The 12,418-nt window shown below is 61.3% G+C and carries 11 protein-coding genes; 4 read left to right on the forward strand and 7 right to left on the reverse strand.

Annotated elements, in window-relative coordinates; genetic code table 11:
• The 6 genes from ACM64M_RS04375 to ACM64M_RS04400 form a co-directional block, all read right to left on the reverse strand.
• Window positions 1-297 (reverse strand): DUF2849 domain-containing protein, encoded by a 297-nt coding sequence (locus ACM64M_RS04375; protein ID WP_416227445.1) that lies wholly within the window; start codon window positions 295-297, stop codon window positions 1-3.
• Window positions 294-1,049: a uroporphyrinogen-III C-methyltransferase gene (gene cobA, locus ACM64M_RS04380; protein ID WP_416227446.1), complete on the reverse strand. Its 756-nt coding sequence runs from the start codon at window positions 1,047-1,049 to the stop codon at window positions 294-296. The genes ACM64M_RS04375 and cobA overlap by 4 nt, the downstream gene beginning before the upstream one ends.
• A 101-nt stretch (window positions 1,050-1,150) precedes the next feature.
• Window positions 1,151-2,251: a mechanosensitive ion channel family protein gene (locus tag ACM64M_RS04385; protein ID WP_416227447.1), complete on the reverse strand. Its 1,101-nt coding sequence runs from the start codon at window positions 2,249-2,251 to the stop codon at window positions 1,151-1,153.
• Window positions 2,248-3,456 (reverse strand): cystathionine beta-lyase, encoded by a 1,209-nt coding sequence (metC, locus tag ACM64M_RS04390; protein WP_416227448.1) that lies wholly within the window; start codon window positions 3,454-3,456, stop codon window positions 2,248-2,250. The genes ACM64M_RS04385 and metC overlap by 4 nt, the downstream gene beginning before the upstream one ends.
• Entirely contained in the window at window positions 3,453-4,307 is an 855-nt protein-coding gene (locus ACM64M_RS04395; RefSeq protein ID WP_416227449.1) for a sulfurtransferase, read from the reverse strand. Before ACM64M_RS04395 ends, metC begins: the two co-directional genes overlap by 4 nt.
• A 38-nt stretch (window positions 4,308-4,345) precedes the next feature.
• On the reverse strand, window positions 4,346-5,071 hold the full coding sequence (locus ACM64M_RS04400; RefSeq protein WP_416227450.1) for a hypothetical protein: 726 nt from the start codon (window positions 5,069-5,071) through the stop codon (window positions 4,346-4,348).
• A 55-nt stretch (window positions 5,072-5,126) separates the two neighbouring features.
• Between ACM64M_RS04400 and ACM64M_RS04405 the strand changes: the two genes are divergently transcribed.
• From ACM64M_RS04405 to ACM64M_RS04420, 4 genes are all read left to right on the forward strand, one after another.
• Entirely contained in the window at window positions 5,127-5,684 is a 558-nt protein-coding gene (locus tag ACM64M_RS04405) for a hypothetical protein (protein WP_416227451.1), read from the forward strand.
• Between the two features lie 102 nt (window positions 5,685-5,786).
• Complete coding sequence (locus tag ACM64M_RS04410; protein ID WP_416227452.1) at window positions 5,787-5,948, forward strand: hypothetical protein; 162 nt, start codon at window positions 5,787-5,789, stop codon at window positions 5,946-5,948.
• Between the two features lie 65 nt (window positions 5,949-6,013).
• Window positions 6,014-6,499, forward strand: coding sequence for a preQ(1) synthase (gene queF, locus ACM64M_RS04415; RefSeq protein WP_416227453.1), 486 nt, complete (start codon window positions 6,014-6,016; stop codon window positions 6,497-6,499).
• Between the two features lie 203 nt (window positions 6,500-6,702).
• On the forward strand, window positions 6,703-11,319 hold the full coding sequence (locus tag ACM64M_RS04420) for a beta strand repeat-containing protein (RefSeq protein WP_416227454.1): 4,617 nt from the start codon (window positions 6,703-6,705) through the stop codon (window positions 11,317-11,319).
• Between the two features lie 70 nt (window positions 11,320-11,389).
• Here the strand turns inward: ACM64M_RS04420 and galK are convergent, their stop codons facing one another.
• On the reverse strand, window positions 11,390-12,418 hold the full coding sequence (gene galK, locus ACM64M_RS04425; protein ID WP_416227455.1) for a galactokinase: 1,029 nt from the start codon (window positions 12,416-12,418) through the stop codon (window positions 11,390-11,392).

Consider the following 12,418-nt stretch of genomic DNA (forward strand, 5'->3'; position numbering starts at 1 on the left):
TCAGATCACCCAGTCGATGGCTTCGGGGTCTTTGGGTTTCAGCGTCAGGTCGGGCCGGACCGTGGGACCAAGCGCGCGGATGCGGTCCTTGATATGCGCGGGCCGCACTCCGGCTTCATTGGCTTCGGCTTCGATGATGTAGGGCACGTTGACGCGCCGCAGCGCCTCTTCGCGGGCCATGATTTCTGCGCCGTGATCGCCGACATCGGCGGCAGCGTCGATGTGGAGCGACCAGTCGGCCCCGTCCCACCAGACAACCGCGCCGGTCTTGAGGTCATTTCCGGTGAGGATTTTCATCGTGCTGCTTCCATCGCGGTCTGCGCAAGCGTCAAATTGTCGCGCGCGGTCACATCGCCGATCACGATCATCGCCGGGCTCTTGATGCGCTCGCGCTTCACCAGATCGGGCAGGCTGGCGAGCAGCCCGCGCACCACGCGCATTTCCGGGCGCGCGGCGTTTTCGATCACCGCCAGCGGCATATCGGGCGCAAGGCCATCAGCCATCAGCTTTTCCGCAATTTGCGGTGCGGTCTTGACGCCCATATAGATGACCAGCGTGCGGCCTTTGCCCGCCAGTCCCGACCAGTCCTGATCCGACAATCCCTTGCACTGTCCGGCGACAAAGCTGACGATGCTCGCAGCGTCGCGGTGGGTCAGCGCGATTTGCGCTGCCGCAGCCGCGCCATTGGCAGCGGAAATCCCGGGAACGATTTCAACCGGGACGCCGTAAGCGCGGGCAAGTTCCGCCTCTTCGCCGCCGCGTCCGAAAATCAGCGGATCGCCGCCTTTCAATCGCACCACGTCATGCCCGGCCAGCGCCTCGTGCACGAGCAACATATTGATGTCGTCCTGCGGCAAAGTGTGCCGTGCGCGGCTTTTGGCGACCGAGATCAGCCGCGCGTCAGGCCGCGCCATGGCGAGGATTTCATCGCTCACCAACCCATCATGCACAATGACGCGAGCCTGCGAGATCAGCCGCGCCGCGCGCAGCGTCAACAGGTCAGGATCGCCCGGACCCGCACCCACCAGAAAGATCGTGCCTGTGCTCATGCGGGCCGAAATGGCGCGCCGCGCCCTTTAGCACCAGCGAGAATGGGTTGGGGATGCTGAAGCAAAGCTTTTGCACCCCCCTTAGCAGCAGTTTTGGAGCTCTAATCCCTGCTCAGTTTGCCTGCCGCCATCAGCTCAACCAGCTGGTCGAGCTGTTTGGAGGAGCGCAAATGCAGGTCGCGCTGAGGGAAGGGGATTTCGATCTCATGTTCCTTGAACAATTGCCAGATGCGCATGTAGACATCGCTACGGATATTGGCGATCCCTCCCTCTGGGTCCTGTATCCAGAAGCGCACTTCGAAATTGACCGAATTGTCGCCAAATTCCATGATGTTGACGCGCGGTTTGGGATTTTTGAGCACCCGTTTGGTGTCGGCTACCGATTGGTAAAGCAGCCGCGTCACAAGCTCCAGATCGCTGTCATAGGATACGCCGACCGGCGCCTTTACCCGCACATCGCGTGAGGAATAGGACCAGTTAACGACCTGATTAATCATCAGATTTTCATTGGGAATAAGATGCTCAGTCTGGTCGCGGGTGATGACCGAGATTGCGCGAATGCCGATCTTGCGGATTTGACCAACGGCTTCGTTGCCCGCCTGATCGGTCACCGAAATCACGTCGCCCGGCTTGATCGATTTATCCAGCAGCAGCAGGATGCCGGAAATCAGATTGCCGAAGGTCTTCTGCAGGCCAAAACCGATGGCAAGACCAAATGCTCCGCCAAAAAATGCCAGCGCAGTGAGGTCGATGCCGAGCAAATCAATCCCGATCAGAAATGCAAGCGCCCAGATCGCAATCGTGCTGAGCTTTTCAGCCAGCAGTTTCTGCGTGCTGTCGAACTGCGATATGCGCCTGATCAAGCTGCGGCTGATCCGGGTTGCGGCCCATGCGGCGGTGATGACCAATGTTATGACGCCGATCACCAGAACGACGTCGAGCAAGGAAATCCGGAAATTGCCCAATTCAAAAGCAAAGGTCTGCAAAGACTGCAAAACGGCCCCTGCCGTCTCACTCTTTTCACCAACCCCCGCGATCAGATTGTCGGTGGCCTCTACCACTTCGACCGAGGAAGTCGGCACATCGATGGGCATGTCCTGCGGCGCAGGCGTCGCCATGTCGGCGGCCTCTGCCGCTGGCGAACCCGTTTCGGCTGGGTCAGCGGGATCAGGTGTCGCAGCAGGGGTAACAGAGGCAGTCATGGGATTTCCAATTGGGCAAGCGCCTGAGCGAGGTCTGCGACCAGGTCTTCGGGATGTTCCAGGCCGATAGACAGACGGATAGCGGGGCGGGGGCCAATGCCCCTGTCGCCCATCAGCGGCGTCATGACGCTGCGGAATTGTTGCGGATAGATCGGCAGCGCAAGGCTTTCAAAGCCGCCCCAGCTGTAACCAATGCCGAAGTGTTCCAGGGCATCGACCACCTGGCCCGAGGCGGCGGGATCATCGCTCGCCAAGGCAAAGCTGAACAGGCCGCAGCCGCCGATAAAATCGCGCCGCCACAATGCATGGCCGGGGTCGCTTTCGAGCATTGGGCACATCACCTGCGCGACCTGTGGTTGCTCCGCCAGCCAGCCCGCTATTCGCACCGCGCTTGCCGTCGTTTGCTGTAGCCGCAGCGCCATAGTGCGCAGTCCGCGCGCGGCCAGCGCTGCGTCATCAGGGGAGACGACCTGACCCAGTTCCTGCGCAGTGCGGCGCAGCGCGCGGTACCAGCTTTCGCCCGCGCTGGCCGATCCCATCATCAGGTCCGAATGGCCGCCGACATGTTTCGACAGGCTCTGCATCACAATGTCGCAGCCATGTGACAGGCCGGCAAATCCGAGCGCGCTCGCCCAGGTGTTGTCGAGCAGGCTGACCGCGCCGACCTCGCGCGCCATCGCGGTCAAGGCAGGAATATCGCAGACCTCCATCGTCAGGCTGCCGGGGCATTCAAGCCACACCACGCGCGGCGTCCGTTCAGCGGTCAGCGCGGCAAATGCGGGCAGATCAAGCGGGTCGAAGAAAGCGTGTGTCACCCCCATACGCGCCAGCAGCCCGCTCGCCATGCTGCGCGAGGGATCATAGGCATTGTCCGCCATCAGCAGATGATCGCCGGGCTTGAGCACCGCGAGCAAACATCCCGCTATCGCCGCAACCCCGCTGGGATAGAGCACAGTGCCGTGCGCGCCGGGCTCGATTTCGGTAAGCGCTTCGGCCAGCGCCCACTGCGTCGGCGCGCCGCGCCTGCCGTAAAAGAAATCGCCATCCTGGTTGGATTTTAGCGCGGCTTTGCGCTCTGCCTCAGTGGCATAGAGATGGGTTGATCCGCGCCAGACGGGGGGATTGACCACCGGCCCAGTCCATTCCTCGCGCCGTCCCGCGCGGACGACCCTTGTGCCAGAGCGCAATTTCCTGTCCCCGTTCATGCTGGCCCTTGCGCCTTGGGGGTGGCGGGATCGGCTTCCCATTCCTGCCAGCTGCCATCATACAATGCGGTGTCGTGCGCCCCAGCCAGATGCAGCGCGAACAACAGCACGCTGGCTGTCACTCCGCTGCCGCAAGTGGTGACAATCGGGCGGTTCAGGTCAACGCCTGCCGCCGCGAAAACGGCGCGCAATTCTGCCACCGGTTTGAACGTGCCATCCGGATTGAACACTTGGCCAAAGGGCAGGTTCAGCGAGCCGGGGATGCGCCCGTTTTGTCCGCCATGCACCGGATCAATCCCTGCACCGTAAACCCGGTCTGCGCCGCGCGCGTCGAGCACTTGCGCGGCGCAAGTCTCCAGATTGGCGAGCATTTGCGTCTTGGTCCGGATGCCTGTTGCAGAGGTCAAGGTTATCGGCGCGGCGTGGCCGGGTTCCGGCTCTCCGGTTTCGAGCGCCCGCCCTTCGCTGCGCCATCTGGCCAGCCCGCCGTCGAGGATCGCAACCTGATCCACGCCATGCGACCAGAGCGCAAACCACGCCCGTGCCGAGGTTTTCACGTAGCTATCGTCATACAGAACAATGCGAGATCCGGGCTCCACGCCAAGGCTCGCCAGCCGCTCAGTGAGTTGCGCCGTATTGGGCAGCGCAGCGGGCACGTGCGATGAAGCGTCGGTCAAGCTCGCCAGATCAAGAAACCGCGCACCGGGGATATGCCCCGCCGCAAATTCAGCGTGCGGATCGCGGCCAGCAGCGGGCAAGTGGCGCGAGGCATCGATCACGACCACATCGGGTTCATGACGATGATCGGCAAGCCATTGGGCCGAAACGAGGCTGGGAAACGCAGAAACCATAGGCTCTTGCTAGCGTGCCTATGCGCATGCGCCAAGGGTCAGGTCGGGGTTCCTTGCGAAACCTCGGTCTTGATCGAATGCGCGCGCAGCCCCGGAAGCCCGCCCGGCGGACCATCAAGTGGAAGCGGGTGGACTCGTGACTGGCTGGTGGCGCTGGGGGTGCCGATGACATAGCTGCGGCTGGTCACCGGCTGCCCGGCGCCTTCCAACGTAATATGCAGCAGCGGAATGAACAGCGGCCGGGAACCCTGCCGGATGCTCTGCACTTCGGTCAGCGGCAGTCGCAATTGCGCGGTCACTCGGCGGCTTTGATACGGGCCGATCCGGTCAATTTCGGCAATCGGCTGACCAGCCGCAATCGGCGCAGCATTGGCCGCGCCGCGTTGGGCGCAGGCAAGCTGAGCGGCAACATTAAGGTCGCGCAGTGCCGCGTCGGAACGATTGGCAATATCCAGCCTAAACTCAACCGTGAACATCATCACGCTGCGGGATGCGGAGATGATTTCCAGCGTCAGATCAATCCGTGCAGGTTCGCCGGTGGTCGCGGCTTGTTTCTCGTCAGGAGCAGCGGCAGGCTTGGGTGCGGGATCGACAGGTGCAGGGATCGGTTCGGCCTCCGTTTCGCCAGCCGCGGTCTGCTTGATGACTTTGTGTACCCCAAACGCCAGCGAAGGGGTATCCTCCTGTCCCAGCAGTTTTTCCTGCCTTCGCCGCCGCCAGAACAGCCAGCCGAGCGCTGCGCTTAGCAGCGCAATCAATGCCAAACCGATATAGACCCGGTTGCGGATCGAAATCGCATCAGCGTCGGCATAATTGGCAATGGAATTTGGAGCGGGGGAAGTGGTGCCCGATCTGGCACCGGTCTCTGCCGCGGAGCCCGTTTCGCCATCTGGAGTGACGCTATACCAATCGTCAGGTCCGATAGGCGCGCTGCCTTCATCCCTGAACAAATCCCTGTCGAGATCAGGGTCAAAACTCGGTTCGGCTGCGGCTGCGGGTGCTGCGCGGGGCGAGGGCGCAGCAGATGCAGGTGACGGGTTTCGCGCCGCAGGGGTTTGGTCCGCCGGGGCGCGGACCGGCGCGCGTGTTGGAGAAGGTGCAGGCGTCGGCACCGTTCGCGGCGATGCAGTGGGTGCCGATGTGCGGGCTGGGGTGGGTGTGGGTTCCGAAGTTGACGCGGGCGTTGGTGAGGGCGTTGGTGCTTGCGCGGACGCTCTTGTCGGTGCAGGCGACGGCGCTGGCGTTTCCCGGATCACGCGCGGGCCAATGCGGACCCCGGCGCGTTCATCTGCGGGACCTTGCGGGGCGGGGGTGGGGCTGGGACTGGGAGCGGGAAGCGAAAAGCTGCCGGGCGATGACTGCGCCTGCAACGGCTGACCCATTCCCGCTCCTGCGACGGCCAAAGCCAATATGCCCGCAGCGGCACGTTTACCTCTTGCCAATTTGGGCACCGCAATTCGCGCCAACGGTTCGGGGTTGGTGAATTTCGAAATGGGCAAGATTGTCGCGCGGATCATGAGCTATCGGGGCCGGGGCATTATCAGTCTGGGCAACACATTTCCGGGCAAAGTATCGCCGGATCGCTGGCTGCAGCACCGCGCAAGGACAGCGCGGCTGCTCCAGCCATTGCCCCTCACATAGATCGCAAAATCGCCGCGTCCAGTTCCTCGCTTGCAACCCGCCGCCTTTCGCGGCAACAGCGCGGCATGGAAAGCACACCTGATAACGCCGCCCAGACGCCCGGTGCAGCGCCCGCATATCTGGGCAAGGACACACCTTTGCCCCGGTCGCCCGAGGAGGCGCGGCTTGATTATGTCTTGAATCCGCAGGCGGGCGCGCTTTATCTTGTGCGCTTTGCCGCGCCTGAGTTTACCTCGCTGTGCCCGGTGACGAACCAGCCCGACTTTGCGCATCTGGTGATAGATTATGCGCCCGCAGAAACCATTGTGGAATCCAAAAGTCTCAAGCTGTTTCTAGGCAGTTTTCGCAATCACAACGGCTTTCACGAAGATGTGACAGTGGGAATCGGGACGCGCTTGATGCGCGAAATGCGGCCGCTATGGCTCAGGATCGGGGGCTATTGGTATCCGCGTGGCGGCATTCCGATCGATGTGTTCTGGCAAAGCGGCGCGCCGCCTGAAGGATTGTGGGTCCCCGACCAGGGCGTCGCAGGATACCGCGGGCGCGGGTAAAGGCAGGTCTCGCCCCGCTACCCTTAACCTCATAGAATCGCATATTTTTTGTTCGCCCCGTTGAACGGGAAGCGGGATTCATCCCGGCGTCATAATCGCAGCATAATTCAGTCCCCTACAAGGGCGCAAAAGCGCACGCCTGCGCGGCGTGTGACTTTCCAAAAACAATTCGCACTCCCTGATCCCTATTTGAGAGACGTGATATGACCTTGCTTGCTTCGACGAAAATCCGTGCCTTTGGCGGCGCATCGGCCCTCGCACTTACCGCTGGCCTTGCGACCGCTGGGCTTGCTCAGGACATGGCCCCAACGCCGCCCGAACCGGTCGATATGGTTCCGACCCCGATGGCACCGATGGCACCCGCCGAATCGGCGGAATGCGCGCTCGACACGATGGCGATGCCGAACACGCTGATTTGCGGCCCCGGCACCGATGCAGACGGGTTCCAGCAGGACATCGACGACGTGGTCGTGACGGTTGAAGAGGGCGCTCAGGTTCAGGGTGAGATCCAGCTAGGCGACTCTGTCAATGCAACCATCAATGGCGATTTTGTTGTCAGCGACGGAACGCAAAGCGCACTTGAATTGGGAACTTCCGCTGCGGTGGTGAACAACGGCTTCATCGGCGGCGATGCGACCTTCAACGGCTTTATCATCACCGGTGCGGACAGCGCGATCACCAATAACGGCATTATTTCCGACCCCGGTTCAAGCGGTATCGGGGTTCAGACGGGTGAAGGCTCAACATTTGTCAATAACGGCTTAATCGCCTTGGCGGGGTTCAATACCTTTGGCGTCGTTGGCCTCAATGCTGTCGTTTCCGGCGACAACATCACGGTCATGAACTCCGTGACGGGTTCGATCATCGTCGACGGGCAAGGCGCACTGTCTGCGGGTATCCGCTTGGGCAATGACGCGGATGTAACCAATGATGGACTGATCCAGACTTTCGGCAATACTTCTGAAGGAGTTTTTGCCAATGATCGCGCCAGCATCACCAACAATGGCAACATCGTCACGTCGGGTATTGGTGCTGAAGGCATTGCAACCGGTGTTGATGCAGTTCTCGTCAACACCGGCATGATCGCCACGTCAGGGGACGATGCGTTTGGGGTTCTGGCGGACGACAACAGCATGCTCGACAACAGCGGCTCAATAACGACCGAAGGCGAAGACGCCGATGCAATCAATGTCGGCGACATGTTTACACTGACCAATTCCGGCACGATCACCGCAACCGGAGACGGTGCCCGCGGGATTGACGTTGACGACGGCTTTACCCTCACCAACAGCGGCACAATCGAAGCGTTCGACCGCGCAATCAACGCGGGCGATGATGCCGCGATCACCAATGCAGCAGGCGGCATCATCAACACGACCGGCGATGCGGACACCATCCAGACCGGCGACAATCTGACGATTGTCAACAACGGCACGATCAGCAACGAAGGCGAAGACACCAAGATCATCGACGCGGGCGACGGTCTGACCGTGACCAACAACGGGACGATCACTTCCGACTGGAAGGGGATTGAGGGGGAAGCTGACTTTACCCTGACCAACAACGCGGGCGCTCTGATTTTCAGCGCGCTTGACGAAGCGGTTGAGGCCGACGGTCCGGGGCTGGTGGTCGTCAACAATGGCGAGATTATCGCACCCAAGGACGACGCAATCGACGGCGGGGACAATGTCACGATCACCAACACCGGTTTGATCCGGGGCGGTGAGAATGACGGGCTGGAGCTGAATTCTGGCACGATCACCAATTCGGGCACTATCGAGAGCCTTTCGAGCGATCCCAACGGTTCTTTGGTGATCGGCGGGACTGTTCCCGAACTCGATGCAGCCATCGATTTTGACGCGACCGAGACAATGGGCGCGAGCGAAGACGGCACCGTCACCAACCTTGCAGGCGGGATCATCCGCGGCGATATCGGGATCAACACCAGCGCCGGCAATCAAGATGCTCCTGACACCAATGACGGTGTTCAGACCATCGTCAATTTCGGGACAATCGAAGGGCGCATGGGCGATGCCGCGCTGCTCGGCAATGGCGACGATGTGTTCGAACAATGGAACAACGGCGTCACCATCGGTATCGTCAATGGTGAGGCAGGCGATGACACGCTGACCTTTGCCAACAATCTGATGGAAGCGATCACCCGCGACCTGACCTTTATCACCACGAATTTCGTGAATTTCGAAACGAACCGTTTGCTCGACATGGGCGGCGGGATCATCCTGACCGGAACCAGCGGGATCGAATTCGACGTGCTCGGCGGCGATATTACGCTTGACGGAGCCTTGACCAGCACGCTCAACATTGACGGCGAGGGCAGCCTGACTCTCACCGAAGACGGTTCGATCAACGTAGATGATGGCGACGCCGTGGAAGTCGATGTCGATGGCTTTGCGATTACCAACGCTGGCACCATCGCAGCCGCCGATGGGCGTGCCATTGATGCCCGTGATTTCGATGGCACGGTGATCACCAACAGCGGCACAATCGAGGCGTTCGACCGCGCCATCGATGCAGGCGATGATGTGACCATCACCAACGCGGCGGGTGGCACCATCAACACCACCGGTGACGATGACACGATCCAGACCGGCGACAATCTGACGATTGTCAACAACGGCACGATCAGCAACGAAGGCTTCGACACCAAGATCGTGGATGCAGGCGATGGCCTGACCGTGACCAACAACGGGACGATCACTTCCGACTGGAAGGGGATTGAGGGGGAAGCCGACTTTACCCTGACCAACAACGCGGGCGCTCTGATCTTCAGCGCGCTTGACGAAGCGGTTGAGGCCGACGGTCCGGGGCTGGTGGTTGTCAACAATGGCGAGATTATCGCACCCAAGGACGACGCAATCGACGGCGGGGACAATGTCACGATCACCAACACCGGTTTGATCCGGGGCGGTGAGAATGACGGGCTGGAGCTGAATTCTGGCACGATCACCAATTCGGGCACGATCATCTCGATCAGCAGCGATCCCGAAGGCACGCCCGCTGTCGTTGATGGACCCCCAGAACTCGACGCGGGGATCGATGTCGATGCGGGGACCCCCGGCAATGAAGACGCAACGATCACCAACCTTGCCGGTGGTCTGATCGAAGGTGACATTGGCATCGTTGCCTCGCCCGGCAATATCGATGGGCCAACCCCCAATATGGGCAGCCAGACGGTCATCAACTTCGGCACCATCACCGGTCGCCTCGGCGATGCGGCGCTGCTTGGCGAGAACAGCGATGAGTTCCGTCAGAACATGGGCGCTGCGGTCAATGGCAACGTCAATCTCGAAGCGGGCGATGACACCTTCATCCTTGCCGGGACAGCATCATCGGTTGACGGTATGATCATCGGCGGTGCGGGAAATGACACCGCGATCCTTGGCGGCGTTCTCGACGCGGATAATCTGACCGGATTTGAGGCGACCACGCTGGGCACGCTCACCGATCTCACAATCACCGGTGACCGCACGCTGCTCGGCGATGTGACAATCGACGGCAACGTAATCCTTGGCCTCGGGGCCGATACACTCAGCGCGACCGGTTCGATCACCCTCGCCGATACGGGCATTGTGACCATCGCCACGCCGCTCGATTTTGCTCTCATCGGCCAAACGGTGCTGGTGCTTGAGGATGGCACGGGTTTTACCAATGATGGCGGGACGATCACCATTCTCGATGACGATCTGCTGCTCGCCTACACCCCAATCATCGGGTCGCTAAGTGTGCAGGTCAACGCTGCCAATCCGCTTGCAAATTCTCCCGACGCCAATGTCACCGCGTTTGGTGCCGCGCTCACCGGCGCGGTTGCCGCAGGCACGCTTAGTCAGGCCAATTTCGACCTGCTCAACGGGCTTGCAGGCGCAGATCAACTCCAAAGTTTCGCGCTCGATGCTTTGCCCTCGCTCAGCGAAGGCGCGGCGCGCGAAATCTTCGAAACTTCCGGCGCCGCGAGCCAGGCGCTGAACCGGCATCTTGCGGGTGAGACATCGGGCATATGGGGTCAATTCATCGTTCGCGGCGCAGAGCAGGACGGAGTTGCGGCATCACAGGGCGGCTATGACAGCGATCAGCTGATCTTTACCGTCGGCGGTGATTTTGCCTTTGGCGAAATGGGCCGGTTCGGCGTCCTCGCCAGCTATGCCGATATCGATAATGCCGACCTGACGGGCAATGGCCAGCGCGGTCAGACCGAAATCAAGAGCTACAAATTCGGTGCCTATGGCGCGATCACTCTGGGGGAGCGCGGCTTCGTCAATGGTGAACTCGCCTATCTGACCGGCGAAATCGACGAAAACCGCTCTGGGCTGTTTGGTTCAATCGGTTCGGCCTATGATTTCGACGGCTTCGCATACAGCGCGGTGGTCGGGTTTGATCTGCTGCCGGATGCCAATGTGGCGTTCACGCCATCTGTCGGCATCAACGGAGCGCGCATCAATTTCGATGACGTCGTCGAAGCAGGTGGTTTCGGATTTGGGGTGGTGCGTGAAGACGCCGATTTCCTCGAACTGCGCGGAAGCCTGGAACTCGCCGCGCAGGTCTCACCGGGTGTGAACGGATTTGTTCGGGGGACTGCGGTGCGCGATCTCGAAGACGATGTGCGCCGCTTCACGCTCAGTTCGGCTCAGCTTGGCACCTTCGCAGTGGCAGTTGCGCCGCGTCAGACCGACCGGCTCGAACTGGCGGCGGGTGCCAATGTCAATGTATCGGATGCCTTCTCGATTGAGCTAGGGTACCTCGGCGACTTTGCCGATGGCTACAATGCGCATTCGGCCCGTGCGACGGCGCGTTTTGCCTTCTGATCGGAGTGACAATCAGAACGGGGGTCGGTCGTTGCGACGGCTGACCCCTTTTCATTTCGGGCGAAGGCGTTCAGGCCGCGCCGATAAAGCGCGCCGCCGGATGGCGCGACAGCAGCTCTGCGAGCCAGCGCGATTGTCGCTGATGATCGATAATCGCCACGATGCAGCCGCCAAACCCGCCGCCGGTCAGCCGCGCACCGTCTGCTCCCAAGGTCAGCGCATCGGTGACCAGAGCATCGATAGCGGGCAGCGACATTTCAAAGTGGTCGCGCATCGACACATGGCTTTCGTTCATTGCGCGCCCCAGTGTTGCCATGTCATCCGCCTTCAGAGCCGCAACTGCGTCCAGCACCCGGCGATGCTCGCTGGCGCAATGCAGCGCGCGCTTGCGAGCGGGCTCTTCCAGCGCCGAAGCCGCTATCTCGCCCGGCGTCAGCCTGCACAAATCATCGGTCCCGAAATAGGCCTTGGCCCGGTCGCATTCGGCCTTGCGCGCGCCATAGCGGCCATCGGTCAATTTGCGGGTCAGACCCGAATGCACCACCATAACCGCATGGGTGCGCGGCAGGCCGAGCAGGGCATAGGATAGCGTCGCTGTATTGAGCGCCATAGCCGTGCCCGGCTCTGCCAGCGCGACCGCCATCTGGTCCATGATCCCGCAGGGCACGCCCATGAAGCCATTCTCGACCGCGCGCGCCTCGACCGCGAGCGCGGTATCCGTAAGTGCAGTATTACCCGCCGCGCGCGCCGCTTTCAGAACCGCCACGATCAGCGCGGCAGAGGACGACAGGCCCGATCCCTGCGGTATGGTGGAACGCACCGCCAGATCCGCCCCGCCTGCGATCATGCCCAGAGCCCGCGCCTGTCGTAGCGCCCCGAGCGCGGTGTCGGACCAATGCCCGCTGACGCATTCATCCATCTGGCGGGTGGCGATTTCGGGGTAATCATTGGCAGCGATGGTCATCGTGTCATCTCTGCGCGGGGTGAGTTTCACCTTCAGCCCGATGGACAGCGCAGCGGGCAGGACCATGCCGCCGTTGTAATCAATATGCTCCCCGATCAGATTGACGCGGCCCGGGGCCTTTCCAATGAACGCCAT

The organism is Qipengyuania sp. ASV99 (assembly GCF_047872805.1).
In the GTDB taxonomy this organism is placed as follows: domain Bacteria; phylum Pseudomonadota; class Alphaproteobacteria; order Sphingomonadales; family Sphingomonadaceae; genus Erythrobacter.